Origin of the sequence: Serinicoccus sp. CUA-874, assembly GCF_001942225.1 — a bacterium.
Taxonomy (GTDB): Bacteria; Actinomycetota; Actinomycetes; order Actinomycetales; family Dermatophilaceae; genus Ornithinicoccus; species Ornithinicoccus marinus.
On sequence record NZ_MKJZ01000012.1, the window covers coordinates 16,478 to 33,640 of the forward strand.

Below are 17,163 nucleotides of genomic sequence, written 5' to 3' on the forward strand. Positions count from 1 at the left end.
GGCTTCACCGAGCAGGCCGGCAGGGTCGACAATGTGAGGAGCGGTCATCGTGTGACTCCGTTCGAGGGTGCTGTGAGAGGTTCACTCGAAGGATCACGCGGTGGCCGCGTCCTCGCCTGACGCACACGCCGGAGACGACGACCTCGGCTACCGCGCTACACCACTATGGGGGACTCAACTCCAGCCGGCCGCCGACCGCAGCATCGCCCGCAGCGCCCCCGACCACGCAGAACCGGTCGAGACGCTGCTGGGACACTCCTCCTTCACCGGCACCACAATCGAGGACGAGCACGAGCACCCGCCCGTTCCGCCGGCCGCGCAGGTCGCCGCTCCACAGGCGGAGGCGCCGGCGCCACCTACCGAGCAGCCCGCGGACGACCCCCAGCCGCAGCAGGCCGCACCCGCTGCGCAGCCGGAGCCTGCCGCCGCACCGCAGCCGGAGCCTGCCGCCGCTCCCGCGCCGGTGCAGCAGGCCGCGCCGGCCCCCGTAGGTGGCTCGCTGTTCGACATCGCGGCGAGCTACGTCGGCTACCCCTACGTGCTCTACGGCACCCCGCCCCAAGCCTTCGACTGCTCCGCCTACACCTGGTGGGTGTTCAAGCAGGCCGGCATCGACATCCCCCGCACGGTCGCCGGGCAGAAGGCCGCCGTCACCCCCGTGTCCGACCCCCAGCCCGGCGACCTCGTCTTCTACAACGACTGGTACCACGTCGGCATCTACGCCGGCAACGGCATGACCTACGAAGCCCTCAACCCCAGCACCGACGTCCGCTACGGCCCCCTGCTGTCGAACAACGTCTGGTACGGCCGCCTCGGCTGACCGTACGCTCAGCCGCCGGGTGGTCTCGAGCCCTGCGCCGCTGGCGGTGCCTTCACCGTCAGCCGGTGCAGGGCTCCGCAGCACCGGCGCGGTTGCGGCCTCCGCGGTGCACCTGGGACGCCACGGCCTCTCGGGCCCACGGTGGGGCGCCACCGGTGGCGGGCACAAGACTGCTCCCCTACCGTGCAGACGCGGTAGGTGCTTGCCTGGCCCCGCCGTCACCAGCTCGACAGAAGCACCATTCACGCAGTCGGGAAAGAGGAGGAGCGACATCATGACTCACCACGTGACCTCGATGCTGAAAACCTACCCCAAGGACCTGGGTACGGTGGACAAGCAGAAGCTCGCGGAATGCATCGCGGCATGCTTCGAGTGCGCCCAGACCTGTACCGCCTGCGCAGACGCCTGCCTTGCCGAAGACATGGTGGCAGAGCTGATCACCTGCATCCGCAAGAACCTCGACTGCGCCGACGTCTGCGCCGCCACCGGCAACGTCCTGTCCCGCCAGACCGGTGCCAACGTCGAGACCACCCGAGCGGTGCTCGAGGCGTGCCGTGAGGCGTGCCGGGCCTGCGCCGAGGAGTGCGCGAAGCATGCGCAGATGCACGAACACTGCCAGGTGTGCGCCGACGCCTGCCGACGGTGCGAAACCGCGTGCGCCGACCTGCTCGCCGACCTCGCCTGACGTGAGCCCGGCCCCGGCCGGGGCGCCGGTTCCCGGCCGGCGCCACCCTCGCCGGGGGGCCTCCGGACCGCTCAGCCCGGTGAACCGTGGACGTGCTCGACGGCGACGCGGCGAACCCCCCACGAGCTCTCCCCAGCCTGCACCGGACCGTCGCAGCCCGGTGGCCAGGTGTCCAAGTTCAAGTGCTTCGAACCGTCGCCTGCCGCTGCTGCGCACCGCCCTGGCAGTTCCACGGGGACATCGGGCAGCCGTAGAGCGAAAGGAGCAGCGGGAGGGATAGGGCCGCGAACCCGCCGCCGAAAACGGCCTTCGCGGTGCCGGGCAAGGTCGATGTGCACCTTGACCCCTCGGCCCTGAGCGTGTCGAGCCCGCGAGCGGCGACGGCTGTCTGCACACCCCGCAGAGTGCCTCGGCGCCGCCTGTGACGGCAAAGCCCTCGAGCTGCAGGGAGCACCCGGCGCGCCTGGCGAGCCGAGGGGTAGATCTGGGTGAACCACGTCAGTGCCGACGTGAGCAGCGCGAACCCGGTCGATGCTCGAGCGGGAGGGGTTGCTCGGACCCAGGGTCAGCGGCGTCCATGTCCTCGGATCCGAAGGTCCTCAACGTCGTCGGGGCCAAGCAGAGAGGGCTGTTGAATCTGCCGGTGCCCGGGTCCGCCGCGGCGTTCAGGTCCGCGGCGGAACTGCCCACCGTCTGGGCAGGATCGACTGCACGGGCGACACGGCGAACCTCGAGGCGGTTCACCGTCCCCGCCCGTGGCGGGCCGTAGGACCTTCGTGGACCGCCCTCACCCGGCGGCTCCGACGCCTGCGCCGCGCGGAGTTCAGCGGCTGGGGTCGAAACGACGCAGCCGCAGGCTGTTGGTGACCACGAACACCGAGCTGAACGCCATCGCGGCGCCGGCGATGAGGGGGTTGAGCAGGCCGGCAGCGGCCAGCGGCAGGGCTGCGACGTTGTAGGCGAAGGCCCAGAACAGGTTGCCCTTGATGGTGCCCAGGGTGGCCCGGGCCAGGCGGATGGCGTCGGCGGCGGCGCGCAGGTCGCCGGTGACCAGGGTCAGGTCGGAGGCCTCGATGGCCACGTCGGTGCCCGTGCCCATCGCCAGTCCCAGGTCGGCCTGGGCCAGGGCGGCGGCGTCGTTGACGCCGTCGCCGACCATCGCCACGATCGCGCCCTGGTCCTGCAGGCGCTTGACCTCGGCGACCTTGCCGGCCGGTAGCACCTCGCGACCACGTCACCGGGCGCGATGCCGACCGCGTGCGCCACGGCCTGGGCCGCCCGGGTGTTGTCGCCGGTCAGCAGCACCGGTCGCAGCCCGAGCTGGCGCAGCTCGGTGATCGCCTGTGCCGACGTGTCCTTGATCGTGTCGGCCACGACCACGACCGCGCGGACCTGGCCGTCCCAGGCCACCCACACGGGGGTGCGTCCCTCGGCCTCGGCACGCTCAGCCGCCTCGAGCAGGTCCGCCGGCACGGTGAGCGCCCACTCGGCGGCCAGCCAGGAGCGGCGGCCCGCCAGGACGGCGCGACCCTCGACGACGCCGGAGACGCCGTTGCCGCCGTGGGCGGCGAAGTCGTGCACCGGGACCAGGTGCTGCCCGGTGGCCCGGGCGTGGTCGGCGACCGCCCTGCCGATGGGGTGCTCCGAGGCGTCCTCCAGGGAGCCTGCCAGGGCGAGGACCTCCTCGAGGGACTCGCCGTCAGCGGGGTGCACGCCGATGACGCCCATGCGCCCGGTGGTGACGGTGCCGGTCTTGTCCAACACTATGGTGTCGACCCGGCGGGTGGACTCCAGGATCTGGGGCCCTTGATGAGGATGCCGAGCTGGGCGCCGCGGCCGGTGCCGACGAGCAGCGCCGTGGGCGTCGCCAGCCCGAGCGCGCACGGGCAGGCGATGATCAGCACGGCGACGGCGGCGGTGAACGCCGCCGTCGCGGAGGCACCGGCCACCAACCAGGCGACGAGGGTGGCCAGGGACAGCCCGATCACGATCGGCACGAACACCGCGGAGATGCGATCGGCCAGGCGCTGCACCTCGGCCTTGCCGTTCTGGGCGTCCTCGACCAGGCGCGCCATCTGCGCCAGGAGGGTGTCGGAGCCGACGCGGGTGGCCCGCACGACCAGCCGACCCCCGACGTTGACGGTGGCTCCGGCGACACTGTCGTCGGGGCCGACCTCGACCGGGACCGACTCACCGGTGAGCATGGAGGCATCGACCGCCGAGGTGCCGCTGACCACGGTACCGTCCGTGGCGATCTTCTCCCCCGGCCGGACGACGAACCGGTCGTCGACCGCGAGCTGGGCGACCGGCACCCGGGACTCGACCGGCCCGTCGGGGCCGTCCCGGAGCACGGCCACGTCCTTGGCGCCCATGTCCAGCAGTGCGCGCAGCGCCGCGCCGGAGGTCCGCTTGGCGCGGGCCTCGAAGTACCGGCCTGCGATGATGAAGGTCGTGACCGCGGCGGCGACCTCGAGGTAGATGTGCGCCTCGCCGCCGGAGCGGCTGGGCAGCAGCTCGAACGGCATCCGCATCCCGGTCGTGCCGGCGTGCGTGAACAGCAGCGCCCACAGCGACCACAGGTAGGCCGCGGTCACCCCGACCGAGATCAGGGTGTCCATCGTGGCGGCGCCGTGGCGGGCGTTGGTCCAGGCCGCGCGGTGGAACGGCAGCGCGCCCCACACCACGACCGGGGAGGCCAGGGTCAGGGACACCCACTGCCAGTTGTCGAACTGCAGCGCCGGGACCATGGACATCAGCACCACCGGCACGGTCAGGACGCCCGAGACGAGGAGTCGCTGGCGCCAGGCGTCGGCCTCGCGGTCCCCGGCCCGCTGCGTGTCGTCCTGGTCGGACCCGGCAGGGGCCGGGGCCGGAAGGGCGGCGGTGTACCCGGCCGCCTCCACCGTGGCGAGAAGGTCGGCCGGTTCGACGTCTCCACCGAAGGTGACCTTGGCCTTCTCGGTGGCGTAGTTCACGGTCGCGGTGACGCCGGGCAGCTTGTTCAGCTTCTTCTCGATGCGGCTGGCGCACGACGCGCACGTCATTCCCCCGACCAGCAGCTCGAGGTCACGCGTCTGCTCGGCCGACGCCTCCACCTGGGTGGCCACTCCTGTCCCTTCCTGCCCGTTCGCCGCAGCGGTGCTCAGCTGCTGGCGAGCTGGTAGTCGCCGGCCTCGTCGAGGGCTGCGGTGACGTCGGCCTCAGCCAGCGGAGCGTCGCTGGCGACCCTGACCGTGGACGTGCCGCCGGCGACCAGGTCGACGGTGACGTCGGTGACACCGGGCAGGCCCTGCAGCTCGGTGCTCACGGCGCTGGCGCAGTGACCACAGGTCATACCGGTGACGGCGAAGGTCTGGGTGTTCATCGTGTCCTCCTGGACGGTGGTGGTGGCCCGGCTGGTCTCGGGTGCTGCGCAGCAGGCGCAGCCGCCGGCCTGAGCCATCGGCAGCTGGGTACTGGGGGTGCTTGCGGTGTCCATGTGGTTCTTCTCTCGGTCGTTGCGGGTTGGGTCTGATCAGGAGCGGATGAGCCGGGCGACGGCCGCGGAGGCCTCGGTCACCTTCTGGTCCAGCTGTGCCGGGTCGTTGCTCGCGTGCGCGAGGCAGTGGCGCAGGTGGTCCTCGAGCAAGCCGAGGGCCACCGCCTCGAGCGCTTTCGTGGCCGCGGAGACCTGGGTGAGGATGTCGATGCAGTACGCGTCGGCGTCCACCATCCGCTGCAGCCCGCGGACCTGACCCTCGATCCGGCGCAGCCGGTTGAGCTGGGCGTCCTTGTTGTTCACGTACCCGGGACCTGCCGGGCCCGCGGTCGTCTCCTCGAGCGCCATGGTGGGCACCTCCTTCCGCTACGGGACAACTATACCGCCCGGGGGTTCACTCCGGGACACAACCGCGAGCTTCCGCACAGGACACAGGCCGCGACGCAGGACGCCAGTCCGCGGGCGAGCGGTGGCAGCTCGTCGACAGGGCTGCGCGCCCACCGGTCGCCGTGCACGCACCCCTGTCAGCGGTAGGCGTGTCAGTGCGTGCGCCGTCCGGTCTCCGTGCCTGGACGCGCGCCGGCTGGCGTCGCCTGGTCCAGCGGGTACGCGTCGTCGGCGTGGTCCTGCGGACCGTGCCCCGCGTGACCGCCGTGGCCGCCGTGGCCGCCGACCATCATCAGCACCATCATCAGCGGGCAGGACAGCACGGCGGCGAGGAGCAGGGCCTCCCCCGGTGCCCTGCCGAGCAGCAGCAGGACGACGAACACTCCTGCGACGAGCAGGGCCATTCCCTTGAGGTGACCGGCACCGCTGTGGTTCATCATGGTTCCTTCTTTCCGCAACCCTGCGCGTTCGCGCTCAGGTGTGCTCGCTGCTACAGCGCATTCTCTTGACACCTTCAGGGTCCCTCTCGAACCCGAGGACGAGGCGGCTCTTCTGTGGTGATCTGATGAAGATCAGGCCCCGCTCCTCGCCCGTCTGTAGGCTGGGCCTCTCCTCGATCAGAGGTGCGACCAGAAGGACGTCCGTGGAGGTGACCGGTGGGTTCGCGACGGGACCGGTACCGAGAGATCGTGGAGACCCTGTCGGTCCACGGGTTCGGGTTCACCATCGGGGCCATGGGGCTGCAGGGGCGTTTTCCTTTCCGCCGAGGCCTTCCCGGGCACCAGCAGGGGCGCACGTACACCCAGCCGGAACACCTGCGGCTGGCTCTGGAGCAGCTCGGTCCCACGTTCGTCAAGCTCGGCCAGCTCCTGTCGACCCGCTCCGACCTGCTGCCCTCCGAGTACACCGTGGAGCTGGCCAAGCTGCAGGACGACACGGCGGCCGTGCCGGCCAACGTGATCCTGGAGGCGCTCACCGAGGAGGTGGGCGACCCGGGGGTGTTCGACCGCTTCGACCACGAGCCGCTGGCCAGCGCGTCGATCGGGCAGGCGCACGCCGCGAGCCTCGCCGGCAGGGAGGTGGTGGTCAAGGTCCGCCGGCCGGGGGCGGTGGAGACGGTTCGAGCCGACCTGGAGATCCTGCAGAACCTCGCGGTCACCGCGGCCCGCCACTCAGAGGTGGCCCGCGGCTACGACGTGGTCGGCATCGCGCACGACTTCTCCACGACGCTGCTCGCCGAGCTGGACTACCTCGCCGAGGCCCACAACGCCGAGCGGTTCGCCACCAGCTTCGCCGACGACCCCCGCGTGCAGTTCCCGGCGGTGCTCTGGGAGACGACGACCTCCCGGGTCCTGACCCTGCAACGCGTCCAGGGCCTGAAGATCGACGACGTGGCGGCCCTCGACGCGGCCGGCATCGACCGCCGGGAACTTGCGGCGCGGGCCACCGGGGTGCTGTGCCAGATGGTCTTCGAGGACGGCTTCTTCCACGCCGACCCGCACCCGGGCAACTTCTTCGTCGCACCCGACGGCAGTCTGGCGGTGATCGACTTCGGCATGGTGGGCGAGCTCGACGACGCCCTGCGAGAGCACCTGATCGCCCTGCTCGTTCCCCTCCTGCGGGGGGACCTGGACCGGACCACCGGGGCGATGCTCGACCTGGTCGGCAACCCGCCCGGTGTCGACCGGGAAGCCCTGCGCGCCGGGCTGCAGCCCCTGGTCGAGCGGTTCGGCGGGGTGCCGTTGGCCGACCTGGCGCTGACCGGGCTGATCACTGACGTCCTGGCGCTGGTGCGGCGCCACCAGCTGCGCCTGCCCACCGACCTGGCGCTGCTGTTCAAGATGCTGCTGATGGCCGAAGGGCTGGGGCAGCGCCTCGATCCGGAGTTCCAGCTCAGCAGCGTGGTGGCCCCGTATGCCGAACGCCTCGCCCTGCGACGCCACTCCCCCGACGCCATGGTGGACCGCATCCTTCACGTGGCACGCGACCTGCTGGACGCCGGGGCTCAGGCGCCGGGAAGCGTCCGCGGTCTGGCCGAGGTGCTGGAACGCGGCGGGTTCGACGTCTCCCTGCGCAGCACCGACCTGCACCAGATCGTCCGGGAGGCCGACCGCATCGGCGACCGGGTGATCGCAGGCCTGGTCGCCGCGGCCTTGATCGACGGGGTCGGGCACATCGTGGCCGCCAGCACCGGACGGGGAAAGTCGCTGCAGGCACCGCTGGTGGTCGCCGGCGCGGGCGCACTCGGCGTGCTGGGCACCTACCTGGCCAGGAGCTCCCGGCACGCCCGCACCGTGCGCACGCAGCGGGCCCAGGCACCCGCCTCGCAGCGGGCGCCTCGACGGCCACCGTCCCGGTCGTGACCGGGACCCGCGTCACCCTGACCCGGTCCTCGGCGCGGGCGTACGTGGGTGGGCGGGCCAGGAACGGGTCTGCCCGCTGGGGACCACCACGGGTGCGCCCGCGACGTGCAGGTGCGCCTGTGCCCGCCCCGCGCAGGGATCGGCGTCGACGGACAGGGTGTCCCGGTCCACGGTCACGTGGAGGCGTTGGCCTCGGTGCTGGAGCCGGAAGCGTGCGGCGCCCAGTCCGTGCGGCAGTCGCGGGTCGAGGATGACCCGGTCACCCTCGGTGCGGTATCCGGCGAAGGCCCGGGTGATGATGTCGATGGTGCCCGCCATGGCGCCCAGGTGGATGCCTTCCTGCGTGGTCCCGCCCTGGGTGTCGTCCAGGTCCGCGGCCAGGGCCTCCCGGAACGTGGCCCACCCGCGTCCGGGGTCCATCCGTGCCAGCACGCTGGCGTGCACCACCCGGCTGAGGGTGGAGCCGTGCGCGGTGCGGGCCAGGTAGTACTCGACCGTGCGGGCCAGCTGCTCGTGGCTCGTGGGGTAGCCCAGCCGCTCCAGGGTCGAGAGCAGGCCCTCGGGTCCCAGCAGGTAGACCAGCATCAGCACGTCGGCCTGCTTGGCGAGCTTGTGTATCGCCCCGGGTTTAGTGGAGACTCCCGTGTGTGGCGGGCTCGGGTGAGCCAGCCTGGTGGGCAGCGTAGTGGTTGGTCTCGTACTCGGTGGGTGGGACGTGTCCGAGCTCGCCGTGCAGGCGCCGGTTGTTGTACCAGTCGACCCACTCGGCGACCGCGATCTGGACGTCGTTCACGCCCTTCCAGGGGCCGCGGTTGCGGATCAGCTCGGCCTTGAAGAGCGAGTTCAGCGCCTCGGCGGCTGCATTGATGCTCCTATAGATCGTCAAGTCGATCAGGCGACCATCTCGAGTTCCTCGTCTCGGTTGTGGGCGGTGGTATCGGGTGCTGGGAGGAGGCGGAAGAGTTCGCGTGCGAGGTAGCGCTTGAGGCAGCGGATGATCTCTCGTTTGGACAGGCCTTCGGCGGTGCGACGGGCTACGTAGTCGATGGTTGGTTGGTGCCATCGCATGCGGACGATGATGACTCGGTAGAGCGCGGCGTTGGCCTGGCGGTTCCCGCCCCTGTAGAGGCGGTGTCTGTTGTTGGTCTTGCCGGACCCGGCGGGAATCGGGCACGCGCCGCACATCTTGGCGAACGCGGCCTCGGACTTGATCCGGTCCGTGTTGTCGCCGGCCGTGATCAGCATCTGGGCGGCGGTGTCGTAGCCGACACCGACGGCCTCGACGAGGCGCGGCGCGGCGGCTGCGGTGAGGGCCTTCAGCGAGGCGGCATGGGCCTTGACCTCCTCGTGCAGGCTCAGCCACCGCCTCGCCATCGAGGACAGCACGTGCCGCATCGCCGCGTCGGGGTCGGTGGGTAGGACGACTGCTGGTGCGCCGCGCCGCACCGGCGGTAGCGGGGTCGGGCCCTCCAAGGCGGCGCAGGCGAGGACAAGCTGGTGATCGGTCAGCTTCTCCAACTCGGTCCGCAACGCCTCGCTCCCGGTCGCCAGAGTCGCCTTGAGCGTGATCATCGCGGTCGTGCGCGCCTGAACGGCGCCGTCGTAGGCAATCTTGACCAACCTGATCGTCTCGACCTCGCCGTCAGCGGTCTTCGGTGTGGACAGGCCGTGCCCGGCCAGGAGTCGGCGTGCGGCGTGCTCGGCGTCGAGGGTCGAGGCGCCGTTCCACGGCTCGCGCCGGGCGGGCGATTTCGTGGACCTCGTGGCCCTGGCGGCGTAGGTAGCGGGCCAGGCCGACACCGTAGGACCCGGTGCCCTCGACACCGAATGCGACCAGGCGACCCTCAGGGCCGATGAAGGCAACGCAGAAGGCGACAAGCTCCTCGAAGCCGGCAAGGGTGGCGGGCACGACGAGGTCGCCGAGTCGGCCGCCCAGGCCGTCGATCGCGACGGCGACGTGGTTGTCCTTGTGTGTGTCGACGCCGACGATGACATCGTCGCGGCGAAGTTGCATGCTGGGCATCGGGCTATGGGTTCCTCTCTCGCATTCTCCGGGCGCGGTGTCCATGGCTCAGCTGGCCGGAGTGGGCGGACAGGACTGCGATGAGACCCTGGTCGAGTCAGGCTCCTATCAGGTCACTGCCCACCCGGCCAGCAGCCAGGTGCACGCCACCACCCAGGGCCGACACGTCAACGCGAGGGCACCCAGCGGGGCCGGTCGTAACAAGGGTCAGACCCCAGGCGGTGGCGCAGACACGATCCTCGCAGTCGTAGCTGTCGCCCTTGGAGCCGACCGAGGCCACCGCGCCCGCCTCGGCCAACCGCTCGGTGTACCGCACGGCCCGGTACTGCGCGCCGCGGTCGCTGTGGTGCACGAGCGAGGACAGGTCGGCACCTGCTCGGGCGCGCGCCCACAGCGCCATGTCCAGGGCGTCCAGGGCCAGGCGGGTGTGCAGGCTGGTGGCGACCTGCCAGCCGACGATGTAGCGCGAGTACATGTCCATGACGAACGAGGCGTACACCCACCCCGAATGCGTCTTGATATAGGTAATATCCGCGACCCACAACTCGTTCGGGCACGATGCCACGAATTGTCTATTGACGAAATCCTCGGGGATGTCGTCCTTGTCTCCCGGCCGGGTCGTGCGCGGCGTCTTCTCCTTGCTCACTCCGCGCAGCCCGTTGACGCGCATCAACCGCTCCACGGTGCACCGCGCGACATCCGTGTGGCCCTCGCGCTTGAGCGCGTGCCAGACCTTCCTGGCCCCGTAGACGCCGTAGTTGGTCGCGTGGACCCTGGCGATGACCGTGATCAGCGCCAGGTCGCGCAGCGCCCGAGCCGAGGCGGGACGCTTCTTGGTCGCGTAGTAGGTGGACGGGGCGATCTGCGCGTCGGTGTCCTGCAACGCCCGACAGATCGGCTCGACCCCGTGCTCACCCTTGTGCTCGTCGATGAAGTCGACGATCACTTCTTGGGGCGGTCGAGCTCCGCCGCGAAGAAAGCCGAAGCCTGCCGCAGAATCGTGTTTGCTCTGCGCAGCTCGGCATTCTCTTTCTCCAGCTGCAGAATGCGCGCGCCGTCATCGGTGGTGGTGCCCGGCCGCAGCCCGCCGTCGACCTCAGCACGGCGGACCCAGCCGCGCAGCGCTTCGGGGTGGACGTCCAGCTGGCCGGCGATCCGCGCGATCGCGCCGCGCGAACGAGCCGGATCCTGCCGCGCCTCCATCGCCATCCTCGTGGCCCGCTCCTGCAGCTCCGGGCTGTACTTGCGTGGTGCTCCCATGACTCTCATCCTTCCGTGTGATGAGAGCCTCCATCAGACCCGGGGCGATACAGAAGTGGTTGTGGGTCTGGGTGTGGGCCGCCCTGGCGGCCATGGTGACCACGTCCAGCTCCGGGCGGACGGTACGGGCGTCGGGGCCCTGGTGGGAGGGGATGGAGCCCTCGGGGACCACGGTGTTCATGATCCCGCGCTGGTGGGACTGGCCCGGGTCGGTGGCCCGCCTGATCAGCACCCCACGCGCACGGGCGAGCAGGCCCGCATCCTGCAGCGCGCCGAGCACGCGCACGATGCTGGTGGTGTTGCAGGAGACCACCCGGGTGGTGTCCCGGCCGAGCGCGGTGGCGTAGTTGGCCTGGGCGACGAAGGAGTGCCCGGTGGTGGCGTGGGACTCCCCACCTTGGAACACGGCCTTGACCCCGGCAGAGCGGTAGACCTCCAGGTTGGTGGCGGCGACCTTCTTGGGGGTGGTGTCCACCACGACATCGGCCTGGGCCAGCAGCTCATCCAGGGTGCCGGCCACCGGCACCCCGGCACCGCGCATCCCGGCGCGTGTCTCCTGGGTCGCCGCGAACACCGCGATTCCCAGGCCGGCGGCGCTGCGCACGTGCCAGTCGGTGGCGATGTCGGCGACACCGACCAGGTCCATGTCCGGCATGTCCCGCACCGCGTCCGCGACCCGCTTCCCGATCACGCCGTAACCGTTGACGGCAACCTGGACCTTCATCCGTGTCTCCATCCTTCTCTCCTCGGTCTTCGAACTCGGTCGCACCTGTGACGCCCCCGCCCCGTCGCGAGCGGCAGGGCTGCTGCGACCCAGGCGCGGCACGACCGCCCGGGTGGCCGCGACCTCAGGCCCGCGAACCGTCAGGCATACGCCGCGTCGGGGACAATGCCCGCGACAGGACGTCGGCGGTCAGTGCCGGCTGACCGTTCTCAGTGCCAGTTCCCGGTGAGGAGCCGGAGCCGGCCCGTCCGCCTCTGGACCGGCCCAGGACGAACCCTTCCAGCTCCACCGCGACACGGACGGTCTCGACCTGCGGTTCCCTGGCCGCGGTGATGACCAGCCGGGACCCGCCGTCGCGGACAAGCTCCACCGCCGCTGACCGCACGCCCGGCAGGGAACGCACGGCGTCCAGGACCACGGCCAGGCAGGCACCGCAGGTCAGCCCCCAGACCCGGTAGGTCCGTGTCACCGCCATCGTCCACCTCCGCCTCCGCCAGTGGGTACCAGTTGTCTGCCACCAAACCACAGAATGGTTGGGGGGTACATCGGCGCGACGGTGGAGATTCGGTGGAGCCCTTGATCACGGCATCGCGGTACACCCGCCGACCAGGGTGAACCACGACCTTCTTTGATCCGCCACCTCCTCCGGTGCGTCTTCATGAAACCTTGACCGAAACACCCCGTCCACCTCCGGGTAAGCCCGTGATGATGGCGTCAAAGGCTTGATGCCCCCCCTTGTATACGGGCGGCTGGCAACTTCGTTTTTCCACGACGGGAGAAGACACGATGCGTCCGGTGCTGTTCACCATCCTCGGTTTCGACGTGCAGACCTACGGCCTCAGCAAGGCGGCGGCTGCGCTGGTCGCGGCGTGGTTGCTCGCCCGGGCCTTCGAGCGACGAGGGCTGAGCAAGGACTCCGCACATGCCCTGGTCCTGTGGTCCACCGTCTGGGGCTTCGTCGGCGCGAAGATCTACTACCTCCTCGAGCAGGCCCCGTCGATCACCCTCCACGACCTGGGCGGCATGGGCTTCACATGGTACGGCGGGCTCCTCGGCGGCACCGCAGCGGCCCTGGTCATCATCCGACGCCACCAGCTGCCCGGCGGCATCGTCGCCGGGGCCGTCGCGGTCCCTCTCACCGTCGCCTACGCCATCGGGCGCCTGGGCTGTTTCCTCTCGGGGGACGGGACCTACGGCCGCCCTACCGACCTGCCCTGGGGCATGGCATTCCCCGACGGCGTCGTCCCCACCGACGTCCCGGTACACCCGGCCCCCCTCTACGAGGCCGCCGCCGCCGTCCTCATGGTCGCGGTCCTGCTCCCCATCGGGCGCCGGTGGGCCCCGACCAGGGTGTTCGGCGCCTACCTCGTCCTGTCCGGCCTGGCACGCCTGGCTGTGGAGTTCGTCCGCGTCAACGACCCGGTCCTGGCAGGTCTGACCCAGCCCCAGCTCTGGGCACTGGGCAGCATCGCCGTCGGCGGCGCCTGATAGCTCGTGGCCGGCGACTGCAGCCGCCGTCGCCCGGTGGACACCCGACCCATGAGACGGTCCCCCTGGCCACGTGAGGCTCCGCGCGGGTGACCGGAGTGCCCGACGATACTGACGCGTACGGGGACAATGAGCCGCGACACCGGCCGGAGCAGTCCTCGTGCTCCACTCGCCCTGGGTCGTATCGTGCTGCGACGGCGCCGCCTCTACGCAGGATGAAGAGGTTGTAGCCGCGTGGCGCGCCCGGACGGGGCGTGGCCCGGAACAGTCGGACTCCGCGTGACCGGTCACGTCAGACCGGCGCCGGCGCGGGTGCCATCCCGGTTCCAGCCCACGGCCAGCAGCGTGAGGACGAGCGGGCGGCCGATTAACGGTAAGGACCGCCCTGGGTGGTCACCGCGCCCGGGTTGCGCGTGGGCGTCGTGGCCTGACTGTCCTGAGCCCAGCGAGAGCCACGATCACGGCGGCCACAGGGACCACCCACGGTCCGGTGCTCAGCGACAGGGTGGGTGCGGTGCGCCGCGGCAGACCGGCGAGCATTGTCGCCCGGGTGTAGGGGGCCGTCCGGTCGGCGACAGTTCCGTCCGGGGCGATCAGCGCAGAGACACCCACGTTGCTGACGTGGGCTACGGACCGCCCGTACTCCACGGCTCGCACCCGCGAGATGGCAAGGTGTTGCACGGACTGGTCGCCCCGTCCGAACCATGCGTTGCTCGTGGGCACGACGAGCAGCTCGGCGCCGCCGCTGACCAGGTCCCGGACCGCCCGGTCGACGGCGACCTCAAAGCAGACTGCGAGTCCGAGCGCTACCGGCCCGTCCTCTTGTGCGGGGACGGGGACGGGCATGACGCCCGGACGCTCGCCGGGGACGAGGTCCTCGATCCGGTCAACCCATGGGCTCAGGTGGCGCACCAGCGGGCGCAGGGGCATCACCTCGCCGAACGGCGCCAGGTAAACCTTGCGGTAGGTCTGGTCCAGTCCCTGGTCGGGCAGGTAGCTGAAGACCATGTTCGCTGCGGCGCCCGTCCCTCCCCTGCGGGAGAGCCCGCCGAGCACGACCGGTGCGTCCACCGCGTCCGTGGCCGCCCGGATGCGCGCTTCCGCCACGGGTCCGACCTCGGGGTCGAGGGGATCCAGGTCGGTGGCGCCCTCGGGCCACAGCACCAGGTCGGGAGCGGGAACGGCACCTGACCGGACCCGAGCGGCCAGGTCCTCCGTGCGCCCGGTATACCGGGCCAGCATGGTCCCCGGGTCCGCAGACAGGGTCCGGTCGTACCCCTCCGGGATGTCGCCCTGCACCGCCGCCACGGTCAGCGTCTCTCCCGAGACGGGGCGTGGCACAGCAGCCGGTACCAGTATCAGCACGACTGACCCGCCCAGCCCAGCCAGCGCCCTCGGCCATCCGCGGTCCTCGCGGGCTCGGGTCTGCTGCACGCTCAGGGCCAGCAGACCGCCGACCAGCGCGACGAGGAACCCCAGCCCCGTGACGGCCACGACGCTGGCGGCGCCCAGCATCGGTGAGTCCGCCTGGCTGAACCCCAACCTGGCCCAAGGGAAACCGCCGAAGGGGGTGACCGAGCGGGCCCACTCCATCAGCACCCATGCGGCGGCGCCCACGACCGGCCGGACCGCACCCGCACGTTGCACCACGGACAGGAGCGCCCCCAGCGCGGCGGGGTAGAGCGCGGACAGCAGGCTCATCGCCAGCCATGCCGGGGCACCGGCGTAGGTGCTGGCCCAGGTGAACATCGGTGCGAACCAGGTCAGCCCCAGCAGCAGTCCCGCCGCTGCGCCTACCCACGGTCGGGCGCCGGCAGTCGCCAGGGCCAGGGCAGCACAGCCGACAGGCGCCAGCCACCAGACGTCATACCCGGGGAACGCCAGCCAAAGCGCGACACCTCCCAGCAGGCCCAGCAGCAACCGAGCCACCCACGCTGCGCCCGGAAAACACCATGCGCGTCGACCCGCCGTGCCCGGCGCCGTTCCCGTGCTGCGCCACTGCTCGGCTCGGCGCTGAGCACCCGGCCGCCCGGTGCAGTGCCCGTTCGCGCTCCCAGGACTTCGCCCGGAACCGACGGCCTTGCGGTCGTCATGCCACGCCCCCGTAGACCCTATGGTGAGCAGCGTCGCGTGCAGCCCAACGTGCCGCAGGCATCACCGATTGACTGACTGGTCAGGGTGCGCCCGCACATGGGCCCGTGCCACGGCTGGTGGGTCGATGGTCGACGGCTGTCGGTGGGCGCTCCACAGAAGGTAGCCGCCCACGATCACCATGGGGGCCGAGAGCACCTGGCCCATGGTGATCCATTCCAGGGCGAGGTAACCAAGGTGGGCGTCGGGCACGCGGAGGAACTCCACGAGGACGCGGATCACTCCGTAGAGCAGCAGGAACAGACCGGAGACAGCACGGACCGGGGGCTTGCGACGTGTGTACCACCACAGGACGCCGAACAGGAGCAATCCTTCGAGAAGGGCCTCGTACAGCATGGTGGGGTGGCGGGGCTCGTCCCCGGCGCCGGGAAAGACCATGCCCCAGGGGACGGCGGTCTCCTTTCCCCACAGCTCTGCGTTGATGAAGTTTCCGATCCGGCCGAGGAAGAGGCCCGGCGGGACCAGTGGTGCCACGAAGTCGCTGACAGCGAAGAAACTGCGCCGGGCACGGCGTGCGTAGACCCACAGCGCCACCAGCACTCCCAGCAGACCACCGTGGAAGGACATACCTCCTTCATAGATGCGCAGGACACTGACCGGGTCGGCCACCGCGTTCTCGAACCCGTAGAACAAGGTGTACCCGACACGGCCGCCCACGACGACACCCACGACGCTGTGGAGGATCAGGTCACTGACCTGGTCAGTGCTCCACCCTGAGCCCGGTCGTTTGGCCAGGACGGTCCCCAGGACCCAGGCGAGCAGAAACCCGACGGCGTACATGACGCCGTACCAGTACACCGTGAGGGGACCGACGTCGAACGACGACGGCAGGTCCGGGTAGGGGACCTCAGTCAGCAGTCTCACAAGGGCTGTCCCGCAGCGACGCGCAGAGCATCGACGCCCGCCGGGTGACAGCGGTCCCCCGGACTGCCCAGCGGTCGTGATGAGCCTGCCGCCTCATCTCCGGCCGTCGGAGCTGCCCGGTGCGACGATGCGACATCCATGAAGAAGCCGGCCCCCTCGACGGCCCGTCTGACGGTCTCGGTGTCAAGAGCATGCCGAGCTGCGACCCTCAGGCGGGCACGGCCACCCCCGACCAGGTTCACGGCGACCGCCTGCACGCCGCTCAGGGCGCGCACGCTGTCCAGAATCCCGGCCAGGCACTCACCGCAGGTCAGACCGAGCACCCGGTACGTCTGCGTGGTCATGCTCCACCTCCATACCACCCAAGGCATCTGTCCCACCCCAGAGAACCAGGCGGACATGGGTAAGGCCTTCCCGAACGGTGGAGTTTTGATGAAGACCCTCGCACAGCGGGTCGACCTATGCCGTCGCGGCTCAGCGAAGGGAGCGGCAATGCCGATGAGGATCTCCGCGTAGACGGCAGCAGCGGCCAGGTGGCCCAAGGGCTCATCCTTGTGCACCATTTCGGTGAGCTGCGCGATGGTTTTCCTGGCCGGATGCCCTTTCTGTAGAACTCCAGGAAGGGCCTCGACACCCCACGGGTCAGGCGTTTCCAGGCGATGCCTCGCCCTGGAACGGCCAGCGCGGTCCCGCCGGTCCGTGTGGCCACTCCGGCGGGGCCGGTCAGCACGGTCTTCAGCCCCGGCGCCCTCGCCGATGTTGCACTCTCGGTGGTTGGTGCCTGGCGCTGGTCCTGACAGTGGTCTCGGCCCAACCCTGTAGACCCCTGCGATCGTGCGGGCGCGGCCAGGGCCAGCACGCGACGTTGGCTAAACGCCCAGGTCGACAGATGCTCGACCGTCAGGCAGGATCTAGGGCGC

15 protein-coding genes, 3 pseudogenes and 1 other annotated feature are annotated in these 17,163 nt (G+C 70.7%); of the genes and pseudogenes, 4 read left to right on the forward strand and 14 right to left on the reverse strand.

Annotation, left to right across the window (positions count from 1 at the left end; translation table 11 throughout):
* Window positions 1-100: 100 nt before the first annotated feature.
* Entirely contained in the window at window positions 101-820 is a 720-nt protein-coding gene (locus BJF80_RS06040; protein WP_075812237.1) for a C40 family peptidase, read from the forward strand.
* A 274-nt stretch (window positions 821-1,094) separates the two neighbouring features.
* Window positions 1,095-1,505 (forward strand): four-helix bundle copper-binding protein, encoded by a 411-nt coding sequence (locus BJF80_RS06045; RefSeq protein ID WP_075812239.1) that lies wholly within the window; start codon window positions 1,095-1,097, stop codon window positions 1,503-1,505.
* 823 nt (window positions 1,506-2,328) lie between these two features.
* Here BJF80_RS06045 and BJF80_RS06050 read toward each other — a convergent pair.
* The 4 genes and pseudogenes from BJF80_RS06050 to BJF80_RS06065 all read right to left on the reverse strand — a co-directional run bounded on the left by BJF80_RS06050 (window position 2,329) and on the right by BJF80_RS06065 (window position 5,810).
* Window positions 2,329-4,549: pseudogene (locus BJF80_RS06050) on the reverse strand (heavy metal translocating P-type ATPase).
* A gap of 98 nt (window positions 4,550-4,647) precedes the next feature.
* The gene (locus BJF80_RS06055) at window positions 4,648-4,983 is read right to left on the reverse strand and encodes a heavy-metal-associated domain-containing protein (protein WP_237767454.1); all 336 of its coding nucleotides are present in this window, start codon (window positions 4,981-4,983) and stop codon (window positions 4,648-4,650) included.
* A 36-nt stretch (window positions 4,984-5,019) separates the two neighbouring features.
* Window positions 5,020-5,331 carry a metal-sensitive transcriptional regulator gene (locus BJF80_RS06060; RefSeq protein ID WP_075812241.1) on the reverse strand — a complete coding sequence of 104 codons (312 nt, stop codon included), beginning with the start codon at window positions 5,329-5,331 and terminating at the stop codon, window positions 5,020-5,022.
* A gap of 191 nt (window positions 5,332-5,522) precedes the next feature.
* Window positions 5,523-5,810, reverse strand: a complete 288-nt coding sequence (locus tag BJF80_RS06065; protein WP_143554003.1) for a DUF2933 domain-containing protein — start codon at window positions 5,808-5,810, stop codon at window positions 5,523-5,525.
* A 249-nt stretch (window positions 5,811-6,059) separates the two neighbouring features.
* On the opposite strand from BJF80_RS06065, the gene BJF80_RS06070 reads away from it, so the two are divergent.
* Window positions 6,060-7,733 carry an ABC1 kinase family protein gene (locus BJF80_RS06070; protein ID WP_237767455.1) on the forward strand — a complete coding sequence of 558 codons (1,674 nt, stop codon included), beginning with the start codon at window positions 6,060-6,062 and terminating at the stop codon, window positions 7,731-7,733.
* A gap of 12 nt (window positions 7,734-7,745) precedes the next feature.
* Here the strand turns inward: BJF80_RS06070 and BJF80_RS06075 are convergent, their stop codons facing one another.
* The 7 genes and pseudogenes from BJF80_RS06075 to BJF80_RS06105 form a co-directional block, all read right to left on the reverse strand.
* Window positions 7,746-8,414, reverse strand: a complete 669-nt coding sequence (locus tag BJF80_RS06075) for a glycosyl hydrolase family 65 domain-containing protein (protein WP_321166352.1) — start codon at window positions 8,412-8,414, stop codon at window positions 7,746-7,748.
* On the reverse strand, window positions 8,362-8,619 hold the full coding sequence (locus tag BJF80_RS18750) for an integrase core domain-containing protein (protein ID WP_158068485.1): 258 nt from the start codon (window positions 8,617-8,619) through the stop codon (window positions 8,362-8,364). Before BJF80_RS18750 ends, BJF80_RS06075 begins: the two co-directional genes overlap by 53 nt.
* A 5-nt stretch (window positions 8,620-8,624) precedes the next feature.
* A pseudogene (locus BJF80_RS21765) lies at window positions 8,625-9,756 on the reverse strand (IS110 family RNA-guided transposase).
* 97 nt (window positions 9,757-9,853) lie between these two features.
* Window positions 9,854-10,708 (reverse strand): annotated as a pseudogene (locus BJF80_RS06090) (IS3 family transposase); the annotation flags it as partial.
* Window positions 10,610-10,738 (reverse strand) — a sequence feature (AL1L pseudoknot). (Overlaps the previous pseudogene by 99 nt.)
* Window positions 10,699-10,965: a transposase gene (locus BJF80_RS21505; RefSeq protein ID WP_414899285.1), complete on the reverse strand. Its 267-nt coding sequence runs from the start codon at window positions 10,963-10,965 to the stop codon at window positions 10,699-10,701. Its footprint overlaps the feature before it by 40 nt. The gene BJF80_RS21505 and the pseudogene BJF80_RS06090, both read right to left, overlap by 10 nt.
* Window positions 10,853-11,740, reverse strand: coding sequence for a type II glyceraldehyde-3-phosphate dehydrogenase (locus BJF80_RS06100; protein ID WP_237767458.1), 888 nt, complete (start codon window positions 11,738-11,740; stop codon window positions 10,853-10,855). Before BJF80_RS06100 ends, BJF80_RS21505 begins: the two co-directional genes overlap by 113 nt.
* Window positions 11,741-11,864: 124 nt before the next feature.
* Window positions 11,865-12,215, reverse strand: a complete 351-nt coding sequence (locus tag BJF80_RS06105; RefSeq protein WP_075812251.1) for a heavy-metal-associated domain-containing protein — start codon at window positions 12,213-12,215, stop codon at window positions 11,865-11,867.
* Between the two features lie 311 nt (window positions 12,216-12,526).
* On the opposite strand from BJF80_RS06105, the gene BJF80_RS06110 reads away from it, so the two are divergent.
* On the forward strand, window positions 12,527-13,228 hold the full coding sequence (locus BJF80_RS06110; protein WP_075812253.1) for a prolipoprotein diacylglyceryl transferase: 702 nt from the start codon (window positions 12,527-12,529) through the stop codon (window positions 13,226-13,228).
* 393 nt (window positions 13,229-13,621) lie between these two features.
* Here BJF80_RS06110 and lnt read toward each other — a convergent pair whose 3' ends face one another.
* From lnt to BJF80_RS17600, 3 genes are all read right to left on the reverse strand, one after another.
* Window positions 13,622-15,157 carry an apolipoprotein N-acyltransferase gene (lnt, locus tag BJF80_RS06115; protein WP_075812255.1) on the reverse strand — a complete coding sequence of 512 codons (1,536 nt, stop codon included), beginning with the start codon at window positions 15,155-15,157 and terminating at the stop codon, window positions 13,622-13,624.
* A gap of 225 nt (window positions 15,158-15,382) precedes the next feature.
* Window positions 15,383-16,243 (reverse strand): prolipoprotein diacylglyceryl transferase, encoded by an 861-nt coding sequence (lgt, locus tag BJF80_RS06120; RefSeq protein WP_269087377.1) that lies wholly within the window; start codon window positions 16,241-16,243, stop codon window positions 15,383-15,385.
* The gene (locus BJF80_RS17600; RefSeq protein ID WP_083673490.1) at window positions 16,240-16,587 is read right to left on the reverse strand and encodes a heavy-metal-associated domain-containing protein; all 348 of its coding nucleotides are present in this window, start codon (window positions 16,585-16,587) and stop codon (window positions 16,240-16,242) included. The genes lgt and BJF80_RS17600 overlap by 4 nt, the downstream gene beginning before the upstream one ends.
* Between the last annotated feature and the right edge of the window lie 576 nt (window positions 16,588-17,163).

Excerpts from the sequence above, each read along its gene's own strand:
- BJF80_RS06045 (WP_075812239.1), top strand. The coding sequence starts at position 1,095 with ATGACTCACCACGTGACCTCGATGCTGAAAACCTACCCCAAGGACCTG.
- BJF80_RS06055 (WP_237767454.1), bottom strand. The coding sequence starts at position 4,983 with ATGGACACCGCAAGCACCCCCAGTACCCAGCTGCCGATGGCTCAGGCC.
- BJF80_RS06060 (WP_075812241.1), bottom strand. The coding sequence starts at position 5,331 with ATGGCGCTCGAGGAGACGACCGCGGGCCCGGCAGGTCCCGGGTACGTG.
- BJF80_RS06065 (WP_143554003.1), bottom strand. The coding sequence starts at position 5,810 with ATGATGAACCACAGCGGTGCCGGTCACCTCAAGGGAATGGCCCTGCTC.
- BJF80_RS21505 (WP_414899285.1), bottom strand. The coding sequence starts at position 10,965 with ATGGCGATGGAGGCGCGGCAGGATCCGGCTCGTTCGCGCGGCGCGATC.
- BJF80_RS06100 (WP_237767458.1), bottom strand. The coding sequence starts at position 11,740 with ATGAAGGTCCAGGTTGCCGTCAACGGTTACGGCGTGATCGGGAAGCGG.
- BJF80_RS06105 (WP_075812251.1), bottom strand. The coding sequence starts at position 12,215 with ATGGCGGTGACACGGACCTACCGGGTCTGGGGGCTGACCTGCGGTGCC.
- BJF80_RS06110 (WP_075812253.1), top strand. The coding sequence starts at position 12,527 with ATGCGTCCGGTGCTGTTCACCATCCTCGGTTTCGACGTGCAGACCTAC.
- BJF80_RS17600 (WP_083673490.1), bottom strand. The coding sequence starts at position 16,587 with ATGACCACGCAGACGTACCGGGTGCTCGGTCTGACCTGCGGTGAGTGC.